This is a genomic window from uncultured Abyssibacter sp., assembly GCF_964000955.1.
Classification (GTDB): domain Bacteria; phylum Pseudomonadota; class Gammaproteobacteria; order Nevskiales; family OUC007; genus Abyssibacter.
Map to the genome: position 1 here is coordinate 1 of NZ_CAXFCL010000247.1, position 22,952 is coordinate 22,952.

Annotated in this window: 21 protein-coding genes; 13 read left to right on the top strand and 8 right to left on the bottom strand. The window is 65.7% G+C overall.

Going from position 1 to position 22,952, the window contains the following annotated elements; genetic code table 11:
• The 4 genes from topA to ABNS06_RS12020 all read right to left on the bottom strand — a co-directional run.
• Positions 1-1,733: type I DNA topoisomerase (topA, locus tag ABNS06_RS12005; protein ID WP_348674837.1), on the bottom strand; the 1,733-nt coding region annotated here is incomplete at its 3' end.
• 240 nt (positions 1,734-1,973) lie between these two features.
• Positions 1,974-2,447, bottom strand: a complete 474-nt coding sequence (locus tag ABNS06_RS12010) for a DUF494 domain-containing protein (RefSeq protein ID WP_348674838.1) — start codon at positions 2,445-2,447, stop codon at positions 1,974-1,976.
• A 115-nt stretch (positions 2,448-2,562) separates the two neighbouring features.
• Entirely contained in the window at positions 2,563-3,681 is a 1,119-nt protein-coding gene (gene dprA / locus ABNS06_RS12015) for a DNA-processing protein DprA (protein WP_348674839.1), read from the bottom strand.
• Positions 3,682-3,788: 107 nt separating this feature from the next.
• On the bottom strand, positions 3,789-4,898 hold the full coding sequence (locus ABNS06_RS12020; protein ID WP_348674840.1) for a LysM domain-containing protein: 1,110 nt from the start codon (positions 4,896-4,898) through the stop codon (positions 3,789-3,791).
• A 100-nt stretch (positions 4,899-4,998) separates the two neighbouring features.
• Here ABNS06_RS12020 and def point away from each other — a divergent pair, with 100 nt between their 5' ends.
• From def to ABNS06_RS12060, 8 genes are all read left to right on the top strand, one after another.
• Positions 4,999-5,505: a peptide deformylase gene (gene def / locus ABNS06_RS12025; protein WP_348674841.1), complete on the top strand. Its 507-nt coding sequence runs from the start codon at positions 4,999-5,001 to the stop codon at positions 5,503-5,505.
• Positions 5,506-5,533: 28 nt separating this feature from the next.
• The gene (gene fmt / locus ABNS06_RS12030) at positions 5,534-6,466 is read left to right on the top strand and encodes a methionyl-tRNA formyltransferase (RefSeq protein WP_348674842.1); all 933 of its coding nucleotides are present in this window, start codon (positions 5,534-5,536) and stop codon (positions 6,464-6,466) included.
• Positions 6,463-7,722, top strand: a complete 1,260-nt coding sequence (gene rsmB, locus ABNS06_RS12035; RefSeq protein WP_348674843.1) for a 16S rRNA (cytosine(967)-C(5))-methyltransferase RsmB — start codon at positions 6,463-6,465, stop codon at positions 7,720-7,722. The genes fmt and rsmB overlap by 4 nt, the downstream gene beginning before the upstream one ends.
• Before the next feature lie 183 nt (positions 7,723-7,905).
• Positions 7,906-9,279, top strand: a complete 1,374-nt coding sequence (gene trkA, locus ABNS06_RS12040) for a Trk system potassium transporter TrkA (RefSeq protein WP_348674844.1) — start codon at positions 7,906-7,908, stop codon at positions 9,277-9,279.
• Positions 9,280-9,293: 14 nt separating this feature from the next.
• Positions 9,294-10,748, top strand: coding sequence for a TrkH family potassium uptake protein (locus ABNS06_RS12045; RefSeq protein WP_348674845.1), 1,455 nt, complete (start codon positions 9,294-9,296; stop codon positions 10,746-10,748).
• A 2-nt stretch (positions 10,749-10,750) separates the two neighbouring features.
• A complete protein-coding gene (locus ABNS06_RS12050; RefSeq protein WP_348674865.1) occupies positions 10,751-11,056 on the top strand; it encodes a tetratricopeptide repeat protein in 306 nt (101 codons plus the stop codon).
• The gene (locus ABNS06_RS12055) at positions 11,056-11,997 is read left to right on the top strand and encodes a homoserine kinase (RefSeq protein ID WP_348674846.1); all 942 of its coding nucleotides are present in this window, start codon (positions 11,056-11,058) and stop codon (positions 11,995-11,997) included. Before ABNS06_RS12050 ends, ABNS06_RS12055 begins: the two co-directional genes overlap by 1 nt.
• A 17-nt stretch (positions 11,998-12,014) precedes the next feature.
• Positions 12,015-12,620, top strand: coding sequence for a glutathione S-transferase N-terminal domain-containing protein (locus tag ABNS06_RS12060; RefSeq protein WP_348674847.1), 606 nt, complete (start codon positions 12,015-12,017; stop codon positions 12,618-12,620).
• Between the two features lie 5 nt (positions 12,621-12,625).
• Here the strand turns inward: ABNS06_RS12060 and ABNS06_RS12065 are convergent, their stop codons facing one another.
• Together ABNS06_RS12065 and ABNS06_RS12070 are read right to left on the bottom strand one after the other, a co-directional pair.
• Complete coding sequence (locus ABNS06_RS12065) at positions 12,626-13,465, bottom strand: hypothetical protein (RefSeq protein WP_348674848.1); 840 nt, start codon at positions 13,463-13,465, stop codon at positions 12,626-12,628.
• A 29-nt stretch (positions 13,466-13,494) separates the two neighbouring features.
• Positions 13,495-14,550 (bottom strand): OmpA family protein, encoded by a 1,056-nt coding sequence (locus tag ABNS06_RS12070; protein WP_348674849.1) that lies wholly within the window; start codon positions 14,548-14,550, stop codon positions 13,495-13,497.
• 610 nt (positions 14,551-15,160) lie between these two features.
• Here ABNS06_RS12070 and ABNS06_RS12075 point away from each other — a divergent pair.
• Complete coding sequence (locus tag ABNS06_RS12075; RefSeq protein ID WP_348674850.1) at positions 15,161-16,477, top strand: alkaline phosphatase PhoX; 1,317 nt, start codon at positions 15,161-15,163, stop codon at positions 16,475-16,477.
• A gap of 45 nt (positions 16,478-16,522) precedes the next feature.
• On the opposite strand, the gene ABNS06_RS12080 is transcribed toward ABNS06_RS12075, so the two are convergent.
• Positions 16,523-18,970 (bottom strand): TonB-dependent receptor, encoded by a 2,448-nt coding sequence (locus ABNS06_RS12080; protein WP_348674851.1) that lies wholly within the window; start codon positions 18,968-18,970, stop codon positions 16,523-16,525.
• 234 nt (positions 18,971-19,204) lie between these two features.
• Here ABNS06_RS12080 and ABNS06_RS12085 point away from each other — a divergent pair, with 234 nt between their 5' ends.
• Genes ABNS06_RS12085 through ABNS06_RS12095 form a run of 3 tightly spaced genes read left to right on the top strand, consistent with a single transcriptional unit; the run spans position 19,205 to position 22,288 of the window.
• Positions 19,205-19,570 (top strand): c-type cytochrome, encoded by a 366-nt coding sequence (locus tag ABNS06_RS12085; protein WP_348674852.1) that lies wholly within the window; start codon positions 19,205-19,207, stop codon positions 19,568-19,570.
• Positions 19,567-20,973 carry a D-arabinono-1,4-lactone oxidase gene (locus ABNS06_RS12090; protein ID WP_348674853.1) on the top strand — a complete coding sequence of 469 codons (1,407 nt, stop codon included), beginning with the start codon at positions 19,567-19,569 and terminating at the stop codon, positions 20,971-20,973. The genes ABNS06_RS12085 and ABNS06_RS12090 overlap by 4 nt, the downstream gene beginning before the upstream one ends.
• Entirely contained in the window at positions 20,966-22,288 is a 1,323-nt protein-coding gene (locus tag ABNS06_RS12095; protein WP_348674854.1) for a DSD1 family PLP-dependent enzyme, read from the top strand. The genes ABNS06_RS12090 and ABNS06_RS12095 overlap by 8 nt, the downstream gene beginning before the upstream one ends.
• On the opposite strand, the gene ABNS06_RS12100 is transcribed toward ABNS06_RS12095, so the two are convergent.
• Positions 22,280-22,525: a hypothetical protein gene (locus ABNS06_RS12100; protein ID WP_348674855.1), complete on the bottom strand. Its 246-nt coding sequence runs from the start codon at positions 22,523-22,525 to the stop codon at positions 22,280-22,282. The genes ABNS06_RS12095 and ABNS06_RS12100 overlap by 9 nt on opposite strands.
• 193 nt (positions 22,526-22,718) lie before the next feature.
• On the opposite strand from ABNS06_RS12100, the gene ABNS06_RS12105 reads away from it, so the two are divergent.
• A complete protein-coding gene (locus ABNS06_RS12105) occupies positions 22,719-22,910 on the top strand; it encodes a hypothetical protein (RefSeq protein WP_348674856.1) in 192 nt (63 codons plus the stop codon).
• The last annotated feature ends 42 nt before the right edge of the window (positions 22,911-22,952 follow it).

Below are 22,952 nucleotides of genomic sequence, written 5' to 3' on the forward strand. Positions count from 1 at the left end.
CGGGAGATGTCCTGCTTGGATTCCACGGTTTCGTGGAAGGGCTCCCAGAAGCTTTCCAGCAGCGGTTTCCAGTCCTTCTCGCCGCGCGAGACGGCGTCGAGCTCGTCCTCCAGTCGCGCGGTGAAGTCGTAATCCACGTACTGGGTGAAGTGCTCGGTCAGGAACTTGGTGACGATGCGGCCGATGTCGGTGGGGTAGAAGCGCTTGGACTCCAGCTCCACGTATTCGCGCGACAGCAGCGTCGAGATGATGCTGGCGTAGGTGGACGGCCGGCCGATGTCGTATTCCTCCAGCGTCTTCACCAGGCTGGCCTCGGTGTAGCGTGGCGGCGGCTCGGTGAAATGCTGGTCGGCGGCGATGTCGCGCAGTTCCAGCACGTCGCCCTGTTCGACCGGCGGCAGCGTCTTGTCGTCGTCGTCCGCCTTGGTGTCGTCGCGGCCTTCCTGGTAGACGGCGATGAAGCCCGGCTCGACCAGTGTGGAGCCGGTGGCGCGGAAGCTGTGGCCGTCGCCGGCGGTCAGTGTCAGCGACACGGTGTCATAAAGCGCCGGCTGCATCTGGCTGGCCATCGCGCGCTTCCAGATCAGCTCGTAGAGCTTGCTCTGGTCGCTGCTGAGGTATTTCTTCATGTCCGACGGATGCCGGGCCGCCGACGTCGGGCGCACGGCTTCGTGAGCCTCCTGCGCATTCTTGGACTTCGCCTTGAACTGACGCGGCTTGTCGGGCAGCGCCTTGTCGCCGTAGCGCTCGGCGATCACCGAACGCATCTCGTGCAGGGCGTCGTTGGCCAGCGTGACCGAGTCGGTACGCATGTAGGTGATGAGACCGATGGACGATCCGTCGATCTCGATGCCCTCGTAAAGCTGCTGCGCGGTGCGCATCGTGCGCGTGGTCGTGAAGCCCAGCTTGCGCGAGGCCTCCTGCTGCAGCGTCGAGGTGGTGAACGGCGGCGCCGGGTTGCGGCGGCGCTGTTTCTTCTCGACCGTCTCGGCGGTCAGTGAGCCGCCGGCGGCCGCCAGCAGCGTTTCGCGGGCGCTGGTCGCGCCGGCCTCGTCGGTGAAGGTGAACTGCTCCACCTTGTCGCCGCCGAAGGTCCACAGCTTGGCGGTGAAGTCCTGCCCATCCTTCTGGACCTGGGCGTCCATCGACCAGTATTCCTGCGGCACGAACTTGTCGATCTCGTCCTCGCGCTCGACGATCAGGCGCAGGGCCGGACTCTGCACGCGGCCGGCGGACAGGCCACGCTGGACCTTGCGCCACAGCAGCGGCGAGAGGTTGAAGCCGACCAGGTAGTCCAGTGCCCGCCGCGCCTGCTGGGCGTCGACCAGATCATCGGACACATCCCGAGGCTGATTGAGGGCTTCCTGGATCGCGCGCTCGGTGATTTCGTGGAAGACGACACGCTGCACGCGCTTGTCGTCCAGCAGCTTGCGCTCCTTGAGAATCTCCAGCAGATGCCAGGCGATCGCCTCTCCCTCGCGGTCGGGGTCGGTGGCGAGCAGCAGCGCGTCGGATTTCTTCAGCGCGTCGACGATGGTCTTGACGTGCTTTTCGTTGCGGTCGATCACCTGGTAGCGCATGGCGAAATCCGCGCCGGGATCGACCGCACCCTCCTTCGGGACCAGGTCGCGCACGTGGCCGTAGGAAGCGAGGACGCGGTAGTCCTTGCCGAGATACTTCTCGATGGTCTTGGCCTTGGCAGGCGATTCGACGATGACCAGGTTCTGCGCCATGGCGGGCGGAAACTCGTTAGTTGAATGGGGAGTCGGGGGCGCGAGCATGGCCGCGGCTCGGCAGACTTGCAAGTCGCGGCCGGCGTGAATGGCCGTCGCGGCGGCGCCCGTCCCCGCGGGGTGGGCGAGGCGAAACGGGCCCGCAAGCGCCAGGCGATCCCGGTGGTCGCGGGCGATGCCCGTCCGGTGAACCGGGTGCGGCCTCCGGTGCCGCGAGCGGGCGCCGGAGGCCGGTTGGCATCAGTGCAGCGCTTCGGCGTAGCCCTGAAACACCAGGTCTTCCATCCGTGCGTAGGCTTCCTCGTGCTCGGGCTGGTTGAACAGCACCATCAGCACCACCCACTTCACGTGCTCTTCCTCGACCGCATCATCGTCCAGCGCCATCAGGCGCTCGATGACGAGTTCGCGGCCGTCGGGGTGGAGGATGCCGAGGTTTTCCAGATGCATCAGCAACCCGCGGCAGCCGGTGGACAGACGCGCGATTTCCTCGGCGGCGTAGACCCTGGATGCGGTGGTGCTGGTGACGGTGTCGCTGGAGCGCTTGCGCGACTCCAGGCCTTCCAGCCAGTCGAAGGCGTGGCTGATCGCCTCGTCGGGAAAGCCGGCGGCTTCCAGTTCTTCCCGGAGTGGGCTGCCGTCGTAACGGGCTTCGATTTCTTCTTCCAGGTAGTTCTCAAAGAGGTAAAGGAGGACGTCGAGCACGTTTTCCTTCATGTCGTTTGCCCTTGAGTTGGGCCTGTCTGCGCAGGCGTGGTACCGGTTTCGGTTGATGTGAAACAACGGCATCACTCACCCAAGCCGTGTGCTTCACAGCGCGGTTCTTCACGATTCAGTGTGCAGATGACAATCGCATGAAAAGTCCGCTAGAGCCGGGGGCGATCGCACCGTCCAACTCTAGGACCAGCAGCATGGAAGAAACCGCCTCGACGGTCAATCCGGTCCTGTCCACGAGCTGGTTCAGCGACACTGGAGAGTCGCCCATGGCCTCCAGCAGTCGCCGGTAGTCGGCGTCGTAGCGGTTGTCCTGCGATGGCGGCGGTGGCTTAGCCGAGGTGTCTTTCGCGCCGGGCACCCAGTTGATCCGCCCGGCCAGCGGTTCGAGGATGTCTTCGGCGGTTTCCACCAGCGTGGCGCCGTCGCGGATCAGCCGGTGGCAGCCACGCGCGAGCACGTTGTGGATGGAGCCGGGGATGGCGAACACGTCCCGATTCTGTTCCATGGCATCACGCGCGGTGATCAGGGAACCGGATTCGGTTGCCGCCTCGACGACCAGCACGCCCAGAGCCAGACCGCTGATGATGCGGTTGCGGCGAGGGAAGTGCTCGGCCTTGGGCGGCGTACCCGGCGGCCATTCCGACACCAGTGCCCCTTCGGCGGCGATCTGGTGGGCGAGGTCGTGATGCGCGGCGGGATAGACCCGGTCCAGCCCGGTGCCGCAGACGGCGATGGTCAGGCCGCCGGCGTCCAGCGCACCGCGATGCGCCTCGCCGTCGATGCCCAGGGCCAGGCCGCTGGTGATCGTGAGCCCGCGCGAGGCCAGCGACCGGGCGAAGGCCTGCGCGTTTTCCTTGCCCTGCGGCGTCGGGTTGCGGCTGCCGACGATGGCGAGCTGCGGCAGCTTCAGTACCTCCGGATCGCCCGTCACGAACAGCGCGGGTGGCGGCGTGGGGATTTGTAGCAGCACCTCGGGGTACGCGGAGTCATCACGCGTGATCAGGTGGCGGTCGGGGCTTGCGTCCAGCCAGCGCAGGTCGTCGTCGACCGCGGCCGGCACCGCGTCCAGCGCGGCGGCTACCGACGCGGGGATTCCGGCGCGCTCACGCTCGCGGGGCGAGGCCGACAGCGCCCGGTCGGGGTGACCGAAGGCGTCAAGCAGGCGCTGGATTCGAACCGGACCGAGACCCGGCGTGCGCAGCAGTTGCAGCCAGGGGCGTCGGCGGTCAGGCATCAGGGCAGCTTCGGTGGGTTCATGCCGCCGGGCGTCCGGCCGACGCAGCCGGGCTTTCCGCACTCCTGCCGTGTCGATCGCTCATCCGGGGCGTGAACCAGACAGCGCTAACGTCCGCCTTGCGGGTTCCTGACCTTGTCCAGCACGTGCGCGGGCCGGAACGCTTCCATGACGAGGCCGTAGGAGAACTGATCGTAGGTCTTGAACACCAGCAGCGTGCCCGCGTGCTGATCGGGCAACTGAATCTTGCCGTAGCCGCTCTTGTACGGGTCGGACACCTTGCGGCCGGCCTGATAAATGCTCAGCACATGGCCCGGGTTCAGACCGTCGGTCCGACCGCGGTTCAGGGCGACGATGGCGTACTGCCCGATCTGCGACACACCTTCATAGACGCTGACGATGCGACCTTCGATGTCCACGGTCGGCGCGTGCGGGAAAAAGTTGGCGCTGAACACCTCGGCTTCCGACGGCAGCATGTGGTCGCCGATGAGGATCTCGCGCTGCGAGTCGAGCACACGGGCGACGGCCGGCGTGCCGTAGTCCAGCACTTCGACATCGCCGATCGGGATTGCCTCGACGCCCAGCACCTTGTTGTCGTCGGGATCGCGGTAGGTCTCGCCGCGGCGCACGATCTGATAGTCGGTGATGTCATTTTCCGGCAAGCGCATGACATAGACCGACATGCCCTCGGCACCGATGAGATGCTCACCCGCGAACTCGAGAATGTAGGGGGCATTCTTCAGCATCTCGGCCTCGATCAGCCGCGGTCCGCGCAGGAAGTTGCGGATCGCGTCGATCGGGATCGTCGGAATGGCGGCATCCAGTGGCAGGTTGCGCACGCGTGGCGACAGGCGTTCCACGCCCAGGCCGCCGCGACGAATCTGCGGTTTGCCGTCTACCCAGACCAGCAGCAGCTCGTCCCCGGGGAAGATCAGGTGGGGGTTGTTCACCTGCGGATTGACGTACCAGACCTCGGGCCACAGCCAGGGGTCACGCAGGAAGTAGCTGGCGATGTCCCACAGCGTGTCGCCTTTCTTGACGATGTACTTCAGCGGGGCGTTGTCGGCGACCTCGACCACCGGGGGCGGAGCGGTCGGTTCCACCGGGGGAGGCGGGGTCTCGGCGACGGGCATGGGCGCTGGCGCCGGATCGCTGGCACAGCCGAGCAGCAGGCAGGCGCCGGCAATTGAAGACAGCAACGGTTTATACTTCGTCATTCGCGTCCCCACTCCCAACATCGCGGCTGACAGGACGAGTGGCTACAGGAGTCAGCGCTAGACTTCACCAGCCACATCAAGTTGTTGCGAGCAATTTAGCATGGCAATCCTGAAAATTCTCCACCATCCCGATCCTCGCCTCCGCAACGCCGGAAAACCGGTTGAACAATTCGATGACGATCTGCAAACGCTGATCGACGACATGTTCGAGACCATGTACGACGCGCCCGGCGTCGGCCTGGCCGCGACCCAGGTCGGTATCGCGTTGCGCCTGGCCGTCATGGATTGCTCGGAGCAAAAGGATTCCCCGATCGTGATGATCAATCCCGAGATCATCGCCCGGGAGGAACCCGAGATCGTCGAGGAAGGCTGTCTGTCGGTGCCGGGTCACTATGACCGGGTCGAGCGTCACGGCCGGACCACGGTCCGCGCGCAGGATCGCCACGGTGAAACCTATGAACTCACCGGCGAGGGGTTGCTGGCGCAATGCATCCAGCACGAGATCGACCATCTCGACGGCAAGCTCTACATCGACTACCTGTCGCAGCTGAAACGCAACCGCATCCGCCGCAAGCTCGAAAAGCAGCAGCGTCAGGCCGAGGCCTGATCCCCTCGCTCCTCCCGGTACTCCCCTCATGAAAGTGGTCTACGCCGGTACGCCGGATTTCGCGGTGCCGCCGCTGCAGGCGCTGGTCGATGCCGGTTTCGAGGTCTGCCGCGTGTACACGCAGCCGGACCGTCCCGCCGGGCGTGGTCGTATGCCTCGGCCCAGTCCGGTGAAGGTGCTGGCCGAATCCCTGGATCTGCCGGTGCGTCAGCCGAAAACGCTGCGCGACGATGAAACGCAGCAGGCACTGGCGGCCGTTGAGGCCGACGTCATGGTCGTGGTCGCCTACGGACTGATTCTTCCGCCGCCGGTGTTGAGCCTGCCCCGCCTGGGTTGCGTGAACATTCATGCCTCGCTGCTGCCGCGCTGGCGTGGCGCGGCGCCGATACAGCGCTCCATCCTGGCCGGTGACGACGAGACCGGCGTGAGCCTGATGCAGATGGATGACGGGCTGGATACCGGTCCGGTGCTCAGGCGCGCGGCGCTGCCGCTGACAGGGCGCGAGAATGCCCAGCAGGTGCATGATGCCCTGGCGCAACTGGGCGCCGAGCATCTTGTGTCCTGTCTGATCGGGCTGGACCGCGGAACGCTGCGACCGATTCCCCAGACGGACGACGGCGCGACCTACGCGCGCAAGCTCGACAAGGCAGAGGCCGAGCTTGACTGGACCCTGCCGGCCGAATCGCTGGATCGCGCCGTGCGCGCCTATAACCCCTGGCCCGTCGCGTTCTCGCCGCTGGCCGGCGAACCGGTGCGCATCTGGTCTGCCGAGCCACATGTGGCGAGTCTCCCGCGTGGTACGCCCGGGGAGGTGGTCGCGGTGTCGGAGGCTGGTGTCGATGTGACCTGCGGTGCCGGCCTGCTCCGCATCCTCGAATTGCAGTTCCCCGGCAAACGGCGCATGCCGGCGGCCGAGGCGGCGCGCGGTCGATCACTGCTGGGCCAGCAGTTCGGATCTTGAAGGCCGACGCCCGAGCGGAGGCGGCGCGCGCGGTCGCGGCCGTGTTGTCCGGCCGGTCGCTGGAGGATGCGCTGGCCGCCTGTCCCCCGTTTCCCGATGCTCGTGACAAGGCTTTCGTTCGCGTGCTGGCCAGTGCCGTGTTGCGGGACTGGCGGGCGCTGGATGCGCTGATCCGGCGCATGGTCCAGCGGCCACCTCAACCACTGGTGTCCGCATTGCTCGCGGTGGGCCTGACCCAGTTGCGGTCACTGGATACCGCCGATCATGCGGCCGTGTCCGCCACGGTGGACGCAACCCGCCCGCTGGGCGTGCCCAAGGCGCGGGGATTGGTCAACGCGATTCTTCGGCGGTATCAGCGGGAGCGGTCGGCGCTGGAGGCCGGTCTGCCTCGGGTTTGGCTGCCCCCCTGGCTGGCTGACGCGATCCGGGCGGACTGGGGCGATCAGGCATCGGAGGTGATGTCGCAATCACGGGTGCCGGGGCCAATGACGCTGCGGGTCAACCGGCGCCGCCTGTCGCGGCAGGCGGCCGCCGATCGGCTGACCACCGATGGTCACGCGGTTCGCGCCCTGGAGGGTTTGTCCGACGCGTTGGTGCTCGACCAGGCCGTCGACGTCGCCGCCCTGCCGGGGTTCGCCGAGGGCTGGTTGTCGGTGCAGGACGCATCGGCGCAGCGGGCCGCCGACGTGCTCGCTCCCCGCGACGGCGAGCGGATTCTGGATGCCTGCGCGGCGCCCGGCGGCAAGACCGCGCATCTGCTGGAGCGGGCCGATGTCGAGGTGACCGCGCTGGATGTCGACGCCGGTCGCCTGGATCGAGTCGGCCAGACGCTGGACCGGCTGGGCCTGCGGGCCCGCCTCGTCGCCGCGGATGCTGGCGCGCCGGAGGCCTGGTGGGACGGCGAGCCGTTCGACGCCATTCTGCTGGATGCCCCCTGCTCGGGGACGGGCGTGATCCGTCGCCATCCCGACATTCCCTGGCTGCGCCGGCCCGCGGACCTGCCGCGGCTGGCCGATATCCAGCGCCGTCTGCTGGATGCGCTGTGGCCGCTGGTGCGGCCCGGCGGCCGCCTGGTCTACGCCACCTGTTCCATCCTGACCGCGGAAAACGCCGGACTGGTGGGACCGTGGTCGAAGGCCCATCCCGACGCGTCGCCACGACCGTTCGGCGGCTGGGGGCAACCGGCCGGCCCTGGCCGGCGCATCCAGCCTGGCGGCGACTACGATGGGTTCTTCTACACTGCGTTCGAGAAATGACGGGACGGTCTCGTTCCCGTGTTTTCCCGGGAGGACGAAATTGACTTGTCAGTCAGTCGGGCCAGCCGTAAGGTGCGCAACCAATGGGAGTCCGGGGCTGTTGATGGCGCGTTCTGCGGCGGTGATGCGTTTCACCTCACGGCCCGCGTGCGCCCGAATCCCGACTGAATCCCCGGGCTCCGCGTGAAGATCATCATTCTCGGCGCCGGGCAGGTGGGTTCCACGCTTGCGGAGAATCTCGCCGACGAGAACAACGACGTCACCGTCGTCGATACCAACGCCGGGCTGTTGCAGGATCTGGCTGACCGGCTGGACATCCGCACGGTGCACGGATCGGCGTCCTACCCGAACATCCTGCGCCAGGCCGGTGCCGACGACGCCGACATGGTCATCGCGGTCACCGATTCTGACGAGATCAACATGATCGCCTGTCAGATCGCCTACACGCTGTTCCATACCCCCACCAAGATCGCCCGCGTTCGTGCCGCCGAGTACCTGAGCGAGAAAAACCTGTTCAATCAGGAAGCGCTGCCGGTGGACATGCACATCAGCCCCGAGCAGCTGGTCACCGACTACATCCGGCGGCTGATCAAGTATCCGGGCGCCTTGCAGGTCGTCGATTTCGCCGAGGGACGGGTGCGTCTGGTCGGCGTGCGTGCCTACTACGGCGGGCCGCTGGTCGGTCAGGAACTGCGCGAACTGGCCCACCACATTCCGGGCGTGGAAACGCGCGTCGCCGCGATCTACCGCCGCGGCAAGCCGATCATCCCCGAGGGCGATACGGTCATCGAGGCCGAGGACGAGATCTTTTTCGTCGCCGACCAGCGCGATATCTCCAAGGTGATCTCCGAGCTGCGCAAGACCGACAAGGAGGTCAAGCGCGTGATCCTCGCCGGCGGCGGCAACATCGGTCTTCGCCTCGCGCGCGCGCTCGAAGGGCATTGCCAGGTCAAGCTGATCGAGCGGTCACGCGAGCGGGCGCGCCACCTGGCCGAGCAGCTCAACCACACCGTGGTGCTGGTCGGTGATGCTGCTAGCGAGAACCTGCTGCTGGAGGAGCACATCGAATCGGCCGACGTGTTCTGTGCCGTGACCAACGACGACGAGGCGAACATCCTGTCGGCGATGCTCGCCAAGCAGCTCGGCGCGCGCAAGGCGATGGCGCTGATCAACCGGCTGGCCTACGTGGACCTGGTCGAGGGCGGGGCGGTGGATATCGCGATCTCGCCGCAGCAGTCCACGGTGTCGGCCCTGCTGGCCCATGTTCGGCGTGGCGATGTCGTGCGCGTGCACAACCTGCGCCGCGGTGCCGCCGAGGCCATCGAGGCCGTCGCGCACGGGGACCCCAAGTCGTCCAAGGTCGTGGGCCGTCGGGTTGACGAAATCAACCTGCCCAAGGGGGCGACGATCGGTGCGATCGTGCGCGGTGATCAGGTGCTGATGGCGCATCATGACACCGTGATCGAGCCCGAAGACCACGTGATCCTGTTCATTGTCGACAAGGCGCTGACCCCCAAGGTGGAACGCCTGTTTCAGGTGGGCGTCACGTTCATCTGAAGCATGCTTTCCTGATGGACGACTTCTCTCCAGTTCAGCGCATCGTCGGCCAGTTGCTGATGCTGTTTTCCATCAGCATGCTGCCCCCGGCCGTGGTGGGCCTGTACTTTCAGGATGGCGGCGTGGCGGCTTTCGTCATCGCCTTCATCATCACCCTGGTCACCGGCGCCGTGGTCTGGTTTCCGGCGCGGCACAAGCATCGCGAGTTGAAGATTCGCGACGGCATGCTGGTGGTCGTGCTGTTCTGGGTGGTGCTGAGCCTGTTCGGGGCAATTCCGCTGTACCTGTTCGAGCGTCCGTTTCTGTCGATAACCGACGCGGCGTTCGAGGCGGTATCGGGTCTGACGACGACGGGAGCGACCATTCTGGTCGGCATCGATTCGCTGCCGCACTCGATTCTCTGGTATCGCCAGCAACTCCACTTCCTGGGCGGGATGGGCATCATCGTGCTGGCCGTCGCGATTCTCCCGCTGCTGGGCGTCGGGGGCATGCAGCTCTACCGCGCCGAGACGCCCGGCCCGATGAAGGATGCCAAGCTCACGCCCCGCATCACCGAAACGGCCAAGACGCTGTGGCTGATCTACATCGGCCTGAACGCCGTCTGCGCCGTGGCCTTCTGGCTGGGCGGCATGACCTGGTTCGACGCGATCTCTCATGCGGTGTCGACGGTGGCCACCGGCGGATTCTCCACGCACGATCAGAGCATGGGCTACTACAACAGTGCGGTGCTGGAAGGTGTCGCCGTGGTGTTCATGATCCTCGGTTCGCTGAATTTCGGCCTGCACTACATGGCCTGGCGATCGGCCTCGGTGAGGGCGTATCTGAAAGACACGGAGACCCGAGTGTTCTTTCTGGCGATCGCGATCGTCACCATGGTCGGTACCGCCTACCTTTATCTGGAGGGGACCTACGCGCGTCTGCCGGAATCGTTCATGGCCTCGATTTTCCAGGTCGTCTCGATCGGAACCACCACCGGCTTTACCACGGCCGAATACACGCTGTGGCCCAGCTTCCTGCCCATGTTGCTGCTGCTCGGCTCCTTCGTCGGTGGCTGTGCGGGCGGAACCACCGGCGGCATGAAGGTGATCCGGTTCTCCCTGATCGTGCGCCAGGGCCGGCGCGAGGTGATGCAGTTGCTGCACCCGAGCGCGGAGCTGCCGATCAAGGTCGGCTCCAAGCGCGTGCCCGACCGGGTGATCCAGGCGGTGTGGGGATTCTTTGCGGTCTACGTGCTGATTTTCGTCGCGATGATGCTGGCGCTGATGGGGCTCGGGCTGGACGAGGTCACCGCGTGGTCGGCGGTGGCCGCCTGTCTGAACAATCTGGGTCCGGGGCTTGGGGACGTGTCGACCAACATGGCGTCGCTCGGTGCGCCGGAAAAGTGGATCCTGATCCTGGCGATGTTCTTCGGCCGGCTGGAAATCTTCACGCTGCTGGCGATCTTCACGCCGGCGTTCTGGCGACGGTGAGTCTGCGCGAGCGACTGGAGGCCGCGCTGGCCGCGGGTCAGGACACCGCGCTGCTGCGGTTCACGCTGGGTGATCTGCTGGTCAGGGAAGGGGAACCGGACGCGGGCTGCGCGCATCTGCGCCGCGCGGTGGAGCTCGATCCGGATTACTCTGCGGCCTGGAAACTGCTCGGACGCACCCAGTTGAAAGCCGGCGATGACGCCGCGGCCCGCGAAACGCTGAGCCGCGGCCTTGATGTCGCGCGCCGCCGGGGCGATCGGCAGGCCGAACGCGAAATGCAGGTTTTTCTCAAGCGGCTGGAGCGCTGATGTCCGTTTTTACGCCCGTCACCCGTCGATCCCTGGAACCGTTTCTCACCGGCTACGACGTGGGCGAACTGGTCAATTTCCACGGCATCAGCGAGGGCGTGGAAAACACCAACTATTTCGTCGACACCACCGAGGGCCAGTACGTGCTCACGCTGTTCGAGCGCCTGGACTACGAGCAGCTGCCGTACTTCCTGGGGCTGATGGCCCACCTGAACGCCGCGGGCGTACCGACTCCCGCGCCGAAACCCGGCCGGTCCGGTGCGCTGAACCAGCCGCTGCTGGGCAAGCCCGCGGCACTGGTCGAACGGATCGCCGGTATCGGCGTGGCCGACCCCTCATCCGCCCAGTGCGCGGCGGTGGGTGATGCCCTGGGGCTGCTGCACACCCGGGGGCAGGGTTTCGATGGTCACAGGGCGCCGGATCGCAGCGTGGACTGGTGGCATCGCACGGCCGATGCCCTGCGTGATCGCCTGAGCCAGGATGAGCGGTCATTGCTGGATGACGAACTGGCGTTTCAGGCGACAGTGCCCCGCGAGGGTCTGCCCGCCGGTGTGATCCACGCCGACCTGTTTCGCGACAACGCCCTGTTCGCGGGCGAGCGGTTGTCCGGACTGATCGACTGGTATTACGCCTGCAACGACCGCTTTCTCTATGACGTCGCGGTCGCCGTCAACGACTGGTGCGTCGACGAGGACTGGAAGCCGGCCCACTCGCACTGGCGGGCACTGCTGGCAGCCTATGCCGCCAGGCGTGCATTCACCGACCAGGAACGCGAGATCTGGGAGGCGGAGCTGCGGGCCAGCGCCCTGCGATTCTGGCTGTCCCGGCTGTACGACCGTGCCTTTCCGCGAGGCGGCGACCTGACTCTCATCAAGGATCCGAACCCGCAGCGCCAGCGCCTGGAGCACTGGCGTGACGGTAGCGCCCTGCCGCTGCCCTGAGCCACCGGAGCGAGTCCATGCAACTGCTTTGCACGTTGACCTCACCGTTTGCCCGCAAGGTGCGGATGTTCGCCCTCGAAAAGGGTGTCGCCGACCGGGTCGAGTTGCGGCTGTCCAACCCGCTGGACGATCCGGAAGACCTGCTGCGCGTCAATCCGCTGGCGAAGATTCCCGCGCTGTTGCTGGATGACGGCACCCCGCTCTATGACAGTCGGGTGATCTGCGAGTATCTGGACAGTCTCGCCGACGCGCCGGTGATGATCCCGTCATCGGGCGATCTTCGTTGGGCCGTGATGCGGCGTCAGGCGCTGGCGGACGGGCTGATGGACGCGGCGGTGAGTGTCGTGTTCGAGCATCGGCGCCCGCCGACGGAACAATCGCCTCACTGGCTGGATCGCTGGGACGGCAAGATCCGGCGGGCCGTGGCGACGCTGGATGCGGAGCACGCGCGCCAACCACTGGAACTCGGTCGCCTGGATGGCATTGCCGCGGCGGCCGCGCTCGCCTATCTGGATTTTCGCCTGCCGGAACTGGACTGGCATGACGCCAGTCCCGGGCTTGCGGCGTGGTGGCTGGAGACGGCGCGGTGTCCCTGCGTGGTCGACACCGCGCCGCCCGCCTGACGCGATCAGCCCTCGGCGGGGATCAGTTCGCCCTTGACGCACATCTCGTGCACGAACAGCGCGTCGCCCAGATCCAGCGACAGCAGCGGCGCGTTCATGCGGATTTCCACCTGATCATAGGGCTCGGTGACGCGCCGGCCGATGTACGCGTACTTCTCCGTGCCCAGTGAAAAGCCGAGCAGGTCGAGGTTCACCGCGGAAATCGTGACCGGGTCTTCCTGCTGCACGCCATCCAGGTAGGTGGTGACTTCAACGCTGTTGAACAACGCCAGGCTCAGCAGGCTCTCGGGAAACGAGATCGCGAACACGGCGTAGTTGCTGCCGTCGGCTTCGATCACCGAGGGCATGTTGACGCGTTCACCGAGCGCGGACACGGTGTTTCCGAGCAACGACAGGGTCAGCGTGAACACCGACGCGGTCTGCATGGTGTTGTCGGCGACATAGGTGGGATCGCCGACCGATGTCAGCAGGTCGGCCAGCGAGTCACCTTCCAGCACGTCGACCAGATCGACGACAACCCCACCGACCAGACCGTAGGCGGCGGTTTCCACCGTCACGCCTTCCGGCCAGCTGGCCGAGTCGGAGCAGGCGAAGTTCATCCCGCTGTCGCCGCCGACGATCTGGATGTCGTCCTCGTAGACCGCGCCGCCGGCTTCACCGGCGTTGGGAAACCCGGTGTCGTCGTTGCCGGTGCCGGGATCATCGCTGCCATCGTCCGGATCGACCGGCGCGATGCCGTCGATGACCTCCGTGGTCGTGTCGGCATCGGCTTCGCAGCCGGACAGACCGATCATCAGGGGGGTGCAGAGGGTGAGTGCCAGTAGGGCGGAAATTCGATGAGACATGGTTTTCATCCTTCAGTCGTCGGGGCGCCTCAGTTCAGAACCCGCAGTTCCACGCGGCGGTTGCGTTCGCGGCCCGCCTCCGTGTCATTGGGTGCGATGGGGTCGGTTTCGCCGTAGCCCTTCGCCCGAATCTGCGCAGCGCGCACTCCGGTTTCCACGAAGTAGTCGACGACCGCCTGGGCTCGGGCTTCCGACAGCGCCTGGTTGTAGTCATTGCTGCCGAGGCTGTCGGTATGGCCGGCGACCTCCACCTGCATGTCCGGATAGCGATGCAGCAGCTTCACCGCCCAGTCGAGCAGGCTCAGCGCGTCCGGGCGCAGGCGGGTCTTGTTGAACTCGAACGTCACGCCCTTGAGTTCCAGGATTTCCTGCAACTCGCAGCCATCGCCGTTGACACGTGTGCCCGGCGGGGTGCCGGGACAGCGGTCCCGGGCGTTGATGACGCCGTCATCGTCGTCGTCCAGCAGGCCAGTCGGCACCTCGACGACTTGCACTTCCGGTTTGGCCGGTGGCAATGGCGGAGGTGGTGCGGTCCACAGCGGCATTTCCACGCCGATGCCGACCTCCGGTTCCCAGAACCCGTCGTCCAGGTCGTCGTAGCCGTACAGCGCCTGCGCCCGCACCTTGACCGGAAAGTCCCGGAACAGCGGAGCGGTGACCACGCCAACGCCGACGCGACCGGTTGCGGTCAGGCCGTCCTCGTCATCGGGGAGCACATCGTTGAACCCACCCCCGATGCCTGCGAGCACGAAGGGGGTCAGCGATTCGCGATCCCCGAAGGAGTAGATGGCGTCGACACCAAGGCCGTAGCGATAGAAATCCGTTGCCGTGGTGCTGCCGGTCTCGAAGGTGTCCAGATCGACGTTCACCTCGAAGCCCAGGCCACCGTCGCGGTCGAACATGGCGCCGACCAGGAAGCCGATGCCGCCGCCATAGTCCACATCGGTGGCCGCACGGTCGTCGTCGGCCACGATGTACTGACCGAGCACGGCCGCATAGCTGGACCAGGCGGAGGTGTCCGCCATGGCCTGGGTTGATGTGGTCAGTGCGATCAGGCCCAGGGCCGGATACAGGACTCGTTGCATGGCGTTAGCCTCCCTGCCAAACGCGGGTACGGAATTAACCGGGTGAGACGACCCGCACATTGCCTTGAGCGCCATCGGTGCCAGGCGCTGGTGTGGATCGTCATGGATGATGCGAGCGAGGCACTCCCTGCCCCGCATCAGTGCCGAGAGCAGAACACGCCCCGCCGGCCCCGGTCTGCCTCTCGCAAGACGGAAGAGGCATGTCGCCCGACCAGCGGATGAAGAAGGCGTTAAATATGAGTTCTATGGGAATAATATACTCTGCAACCAATTGATAAATATGGATTTGAATAGACAGTCAGCGCTGTTGATTTGATCGTGAATGGGCTTGTAATCATGCTTATGTTCAGATCGTCATCAATCTGTCATTTTGTTCCGAGAGACTGCGTGGTCTCTTGGCGTCGGGTGCTGATCAAGCATCTGAAAATAAAAGAATAAAAATGATTTTTGGGCAGGGAATCCCGTCGATCTGATCCGGCGCCACTTTTTGTGAATCGGAGCCCGTTGCTTGCGCGGACGACAGGCGTCTTCCGCGCGGCATGCTCCGGATACGCCGGGTGGGGCGATCCCTCCGACCGGACAGACGAACGCGATTTCCAGGAGTGATTTGATGATCAGACCATTGCCCCACCGCGCCGGTGGATCGGCCCCCATGCGGCTTTCAAGACGCGACTTCCTGCGTCACAGCCTGGCCACGTCCGGCCTGGCCGTGACTGGCCCACTGCTGTGGAGCTGCAGCGGGGGAGGTGGTTCGGGGCCGGGCGGCACGGTGCTGGCGCCTTCCCTGACCAAGCTCGGAGCGCTGGGCGAACCGGATGCCAACGGCGTGCGATTGCCCGACGGGTTCTCCGCACGAATCATTGCCGAGGCCGGCTTCCCGGTGGTCGGCGACCTGCTGGACCCGATTCTGGGCCCGCTGCTGGGATACAACTGGCACACGTTTCCGGACGGAGGTGCGACCTTTCCCGCCGCCGACGGTGGCTGGGTTTACGTATCGAATTCGGAGTCGGTGCCCGGGGGTGTCGGCGCGCTGCGTTTCGATGCCGATGGCAATGTCGTCGATGCCTACCAGATCCTCGCCGGCACGATCATCAACTGCGCCGGCGGTCCGACTCCCTGGGGCACCTGGCTGTCCTGCGAGGAAATTCCGACCGGTCGCGTGCACGAGTGCGATCCGTTTGGCGGGGTTCTCGATGCCCGCGCCCGTCCGGCGCTCGGCATCTTTGATCACGAGGCGGTCGCGGTCGATCCGCTGCGCCGTCAGCTGTTCCTGACCGAGGATTCGGGCGACGCCACGTTCTACCGCTTCGTGCCCAGCGAATCCGACTGGCCCGCGGCTGCCGAACGGCCCGCCCTGGAAGACGGCGTGCTCCAGGTGATGGTGGTCCCTGGTGTCGCCGATTCGCGCGATATCCCGTTCGACGCCGACCCGGTGGCGGTGCAGTGGGTCGATGCGCTCGCGCCCGACCGGCCGCAGGCCTCCAACCGCCATCCGGAGGCGACCGTGTTCGCCGGTGCCGAAGGCATCTGGTACATCGACGATATCGTCTACTTCACCTGCAAGTCCGGCAATCGGGTGTGGGCGTATCACTGCGTGAACCAGACCCTGGAGCCGATTTACGACGACGACGCCTACGGCGGGGACGACGCGCCGCTGCGCGGTGTCGACAACTGCGTGGTGTTCGGTCCTTCGCGGGACCTGATCGTCGCGGAGGACGGCGGCGACATGCGGATCAGCGCGATCGGCTTGGACGGGTCCGTCGTGCCGATTATGCAGATCGTGGGTCAGGACGACTCGGAGATCACCGGTCCCGCGTTCAGTCCCGACGGATCGCGCCTGTACTTCAGTTCGCAGCGCGGCGGCCGTTTCTCCGGCGGCATCACCTACGAGGTGACCGGGCCGTTCGGCGAGGTGCGCCAGGGCTGAGCGGTGGCGCGGGGCATCGGCGTGCGTCCGATGCCCCGCGCGTGATCAGAACTGCAGGTTCAGCGCCGCGAACAACTGTCGACCGCTGGCCAGCTGTGACTGGTAGGTGCCGGGGAAGAATGGGGTGTCGGTGACCTGGTTGAGCACACGCTCGTCGGTCAGGTTGGTGCCGCCCAGCGTGATCGACCAGCGTTCACTCTGCGAACCCAGCGTGATGCGGGCGGCGTACTTGGTGTAGGCCGGCACGTAGGTGTTCGGGTCCAGATCCGAATCGACGAACTGGTCGCCCTGGTAAAGCACGTCCACGGCGCTGATCAGCACCATCGAACCCAGCGGAAAGGTCAGCGTCGGCGTCAGTGTTGCCGTGGCGCGCGGGGCGAAGGCGATGCGCTGGTCGCTGAGATCCTGCTCGGCGTCGATGCCTTGCTGGATGGGTGCCGGCGCGTCGCGGTAGTCCTTGTAGCGGGCGTCCAGCCAGCCGAAGGAGCCCATCAACTCCAGCGGGGCCCAGGGGGTCAGCCACAGGAAATCGGCTTCCACGCCCCGTGAGTAGGCGCTGGCCGCGTTGCTGACATCGAAGAACGTGCCGTTGAAGGCCAGCACCTGCAGGTTGTCGAACTGGGTGTGATAAAGCGTCAGGTTGGCCTGCAGCGTGCGGTTGAAGAACCGACCCTTGATGCCGGCCTCGACCGTCTGGGTTTCCTCGGCCTCGTACTCCAGGTCATCGCCGGTGTAGGACAGCGAGTTGAAACCGCCGCTCTTGAAGCCTTTCGCCCAGGATGCGTAGTAGTTGACGTCGTGGTCGCTGAAGTACTGCAGGACGAGTTTCGGCGACACGTCGGATTCCTCCCGGCGCAGGTTGTCGCGGTCGTAGTCGTTCGCGCCCAGCAGCAACCCCATCACGCAGGGGATCACGGACAGCGCGGTTCGTTCGCAGAACGCCGTGCCCGCCGAATCGACGCGTTTTTCCTCACGGTTGTAGCGGATGCCGGGAGTGATCGCCCAGCGTTCGGTGAGATACCAGGTCATCTGGCCGAACAGCGCCGCCGAGCTGATGTCCTGCGTGTAGTCGAACTGGTAGAAGTCGTTCTGCAGCAGCGGGACCAGCGCGGGCCCCAGGCCGCGGAGCAGGGTCAGCGGGCTGCTGGCGCCACCGTTTCCGGTGATCAGCTGGAATGCGTCGTCGGTGAACACGTAGGAGCTGAGGTCCTCGCCGGCGAGGATCCGCGCCAGCAGGGTGTAGCTGGAATCGAACCAGAACGCACCGGCGACGAACTCGACGCCCGTTCCCCAGCCGAACGGTGCGGGGCCGGCACCGTCAAAACGGAACTCTGCGGAGAGCTGGTCGTGATCCTCGTGGTTGTCCAGCCGGCCGATGTTCGCCGGTGAGATGTCCAGCTCATTGAGCTGGTCGATGTAGAACCGCGAGCCACCGAGCACCAGCACGCTGTTGAGATCGTCGAGCGCGCCGACCGGCCCGTGCGCCCACTCGGTCTTCCAGCCGATGGTGCGTGAACCCTTCTCGATCCAGCCCGGTGTTTCGGCGGAGTTGATGAAGTTCTTCGGGTCGTCCTCGATGTCCGGATCGAAGTCTTCGAGATAGGTCCGTGTGTCCTCGTCCAGGTTGAACAGCTGGAACGGCCAGAACGCGGCTTCGGTATCCGAGATGACGGCGGTGATTTCGCTGTCGATGTCGTAGGTCGGCAGCACGCGGAACTTCAGCCGGGCGGCCTGCTGTTCCAGGTGCTCCTCGTCGCGTTGCAGGAGCTGGTTGTACAGCTCGCCGTCCTGCGCGCGGTCGAGCACCGCGAGGCGTCCGCCCACCCATTCGTTGAACATCCCGCCGACACCCGCCTCGACGCGGTGTTCGCCGTGCTCGCCGTAGAACACGCGGCCGTCGACGCCGGCACCGGAGACCGGACCCTTGGTGATGACGTTGAACACGCCGGCCACGGTGTTCTTGCCGAACAGCGTGCCCTGCGGGCCGCGAAGCACCTCGACGCTGTCCACATCGAACATGGCCTCGGTGAAATAGCCCGGGCGGCCGAAGTAGATCTCGTCCTGCACGAAGCCGACCGAACTCTCGAAACTGGGGTTGAACGCGTTCGTGCCGAAACCGCGGATGAACACCTGCGGCGAGCCGAGGTCGTCGGCATCGACGCGCACGTTCGGCACGTAAAGCGAGACGTCGGCGAGATCGGCCGAGCCGCTGGCCTGGATGAATCCGCCGTCGATGGCGGTGACCGAGACCGGCACTTCCTGAAGGGTCTGCTCGGTTTTCTGAGCGGTGACCACCATTTCCTCGAGCTGACGCGGTGGCTCATCGGCACTGCGTTGCTCGGGGCTGTCGATTGGCTGTACCGGAATCAGGTCGAGTTCCGTCTCGATCGATTCGGGTTCGGAGGGGCGCTCCTGATCGGCGGTCTGAGCACCGGCGGCGGTACTGAAGACGAGTGCCAGAACCGCCACTCCACGGGTCGAAAAGTGCTTCATGCACACTCCCAGAGATGTCGTGAGTTGGATCGGTCCGAGGTTCTGATGCCGCGGTGGTCGATGGCTGCTGCAGTGCCTCCGCCCCTTGGCACCATAGTCCACGCGCGGTCGGTGGATAGTCGTAAATTGACCCTACTCGCGTGTCACATTCGGTCACGTCGTGTTCTGCTGGCATGATTACGGCGTACTGCGGGCACCGTTACTCAATTCACGACGCGCAAGGGAAGGTTGATCTTGAACCGCTTGTTTTTGCTGGGTGTTTTGGCCCTCGTGCTCACCGCCTGCGGGCAGGGTGGCTCCGAGCCGGGGATTTCCATCGCCAAGGCCTTGTCGCTGGCACCGGAGGATCCGGCGCTGGCCGATCAATACCGGTCCAGCTGCCGGGCGTGCCACGCGGCGAGCAACTCGGGGGCGCCGATGACGGGCAGCCTGGCGGCGTGGAAGCCGCGTCTGGACAAGGGCCTGGACGTGCTGGTGGAACACACCATCACCGGTTTCAAGGGCATGCCGCCGATGGGCCTTTGTTCCGACTGCTCCGAGTCCGAACTGCGGGCGCTGATCGAGTTCATGGCCACTCCACCACAGGAGGATGGAGCGTGAAAAGGCGTGACTTTCTCGTCGGCGGCGCGGCGGTTGCCGTAACGCCGCTGGCCGGCTGCGATGACTATGGCGCCGCCAACATGCCGCAGCCGCCGGCTCCCAGGACCGGGCCGGATGGCGAGCGTCTGCTTCCTTGGCAGAACTGGTCCGGTTACCAGTCCAGTCTGCCGAGCCAGCGTGTCGCGCCCGAAACGGAAACCGCGCTGGCCGAACTGCTGACGTCGACGCAGGGCACCGTGCGACCGGTGGGTTCCGGGCATTCGTTCACGCCGCTGGTGCCCACGGACGACACCATCGTCTCGTTGCGCCATTTCAGCGGGCTGATCGAATCCGACGACCAGGCGATGACGGCCGTGGTCGGGGCCGGAACCAAGCTGGGCCGCCTCGGCGAGCCCTTGCACGAGGCCGGGCAGGCGCTGATCAACATGCCGGACATCGACGCCCAGACCCTTGCCGGGTCGATGGCCACGGCCACGCATGGCACCGGCGCCGGGCTTGGCGCGTTGCACACCGCGGCGACCGCGCTGCGGCTGGTCACCCCCACCGGCGAGATCATCGATTGCTCCGCCGAGCAGAATCCGGACGTCTTTCAGGCGGCGCAGGTCTCGCTGGGGTCCCTGGGCGTTCTGACCCGGGTCACGTTGCAGAACGTGCCCACGGTGCGCATGAAGCGCCGGGTCTGGGTCGAGGATTTCGCCTCGCTGGTCGACCGCTTCGACACGCTGGCCGCCGAGCACCACAGCTTCGAGATGTATTGCGTGCCGCATGGCGATTACGGGATTGCCATCACCATCGATCCGACCGATGAACCGGTCCAGCCGCGTGGTCCGGAGCAGGACAACGACGCGGTCATGGATCTGAAAAAGCTGCGGGACCTGCTGTCCTGGTTCCCGTCGGCGCGGCGCTGGCTGCTGAACATGGCCATGCAGGACTACCAGCCCGAGGAAGCGGTGGATGTCTGGTATCGCATCTTTCCGTCCAGCCGCGCCGTGCGCTTCAACGAGATGGAGTACCACCTGCCGCGCGAGGCCTTGCTGCCGACCGTCATGGAGGTGCGCAAGACACTGGAGCGCAAGCATCCCGGCGTCTTCTTCCCGATGGAAATCCGGGTGGTCAAGGGCGACGATGCCTGGCTGAGCCCGTTCCAGGGTCACGCGACCTCCGGGTCGATAGCGGTGCATCGCTATTACGAGGAGGATCCGCTGCCGCTGTTTCGTGACGTGGAGCCGATCTACCAGCCGCTGGGCGGTCGTCCGCACTGGGGCAAGATGCACACGCTGGGGCCGGAGACGCTGGCCGAGCGGTATCCGCGCTTCAACGACTTTGTCGCAATGCAGGCGAAACTGGATCCGCAGGGCCGCATGCTCAACGGATATTTGAGGGAGTTGTTTGGTCGTGGCTGATCGGGAGGTCAACTGGAAACGCCGCGCCTTGCTCGCCGGCTGTGTCGTGGCGCCGATTGCCATCGGTGCGGCGAAGAAACCGCGTGATCATGGCCGGGGCGGGCATGACGACTACTTCGGCGGCATCCAGCAGGCTCTGCGCGAAGCCGGCCTGATGCAGCCGACCCTGGTGATCGACCGCGCCAGGCTGGACGCCAACATCGAACGGCTGAAGTCCCACCTGCCGTCGTCCATGGCCTACCGCATCGTCGCCAAGTCGCTGCCCAGCGTCGAGCTGATCAGGCGTATCCGCGAGGCGACCGGCACCGACCGCCTGATGGTGTTCCACCAGCCGCATCTGGACATCCTGTCCGCGGCGATGCCGGATTCGCGTCTGCTGCTTGGCAAGCCGATGCCGGTGGGGGCGGTGGACCGCTTCTTCACCGGGCATCAGCCCGGTGCGTTCGATGTGTCAGCCCAGATCGAATGGCTGGTGGACACGCCGCAGCGTGTGCGGGACTACCGCGAGATCGCGGCGGCGCGGGCCGCGCAGGGCGCGGGTCCGATGCAGTTGAACATCGAGCTGGATGTGGGGCTGCACCGCGGTGGCTTCACGTCGACACGGGACGTGGCCGAGGCCATTCAGGCCATGCATTCGGATCCGGCCGTCCGGTTTTCGGGCTTCATGGGTTACGAGGCGCACGCGTCGAAGATGCCGGAGCTGATGGGCGGGCCCGAAGCCGCGCTCGCCGATGCGATGGCCTTTTATTCGGATTGCGTGTCCACCGCCCGCGAGGTGCTGGGTTCCGCGTTCGACGAAGATGTCCTGACGCTCAACATGGGCGGCAGCAGCACCTACGAGCTGTACGACGACTCCGCGCCCTGCAACGAGCTGGCGATGGGGTCGGGGCTGGTCAAGCCCACCGATTTCGACACCAGCACCCTGGCGGATCATCAGCCGGCGTCATTCATCGCCACGCCCGTGCTCAAGCAACTCGATGGCGTACGCCTGCCCGGTCTGGAAGGGCTGTCCGGCCTGTTCCAGGCCTGGGATCCGAATCAGCAGCAGACATTCTTCATCTACGGCGGTTATTGGCATGCGGACACGGTGTCGCCGCCCGGCCTGCAACGCAACGCGATCTGGGGCCACTCGACCAATCAGGAAATGGTCAACGGCTCGGATGCGGTGAAGCTCGCGGTGGGTGATCACATCTTCCTGCGCCCACACCAGAGCGAGTTCGTGTTCCTGCAGTTCGGCGACATCGCCGTCCATGAGGGCGGACGGATCGTCGACACCTGGCCGGTGTTCCAGCAGGGTTCGACCGGCTCAGCCTGATACGGTCGCGAGCGCACGGTCCTCGGGTTCGACGGTTTCGGTGCCGAACCCGGTGACGTGCAAACCGCCGAACTGGCGCAGAAAGGCGTCCACGATCAGCCGCGGGACGGGCTGTCCGTCGAACATGGGCGTCAGGGCACGAGCCTGATCCACGCGCTCGAATGCGTGGGGTGTGCGTTCCACAACCACGACCCGATTGTCACGGTCCCTGTACATGAAGGCGTGCTGCATATCCATTGCTCCGGTGGCGAGTTCCATACAGAACGGCTTCCGGAGCCGAATCCGGACATCGGCCGGGATTGTGGCCGTGCCCGGGGACTGGAACATCCCCCCGAATGGGTCGTACAGCGTTCGGCAGGCGCGGGTCGGACGCTTAGTCTTCCCTGATTCCGGTGTCATGCCGTCAGCCCGTCAATACGCTCCAGGATCCATGAAGCAGCAACGAACCCGGCAATCAGAGAGACGGCAACAGACCGAGGTGGACCGTCTGCACCGGCGCATGGACGAGCTGCTTCGGACATCGCTGTTCCACGAATCGATGTCCGACGAACAGGAGTGGCTCAGCAGGGACCGCGCCTGGCGTGAATCGGGTCGGGGCCACAAGTCCGGGCACGACGACTAGGCCGAGGCTCCGGTCGCACAAAAAAGCCCGCACCGTGCACGA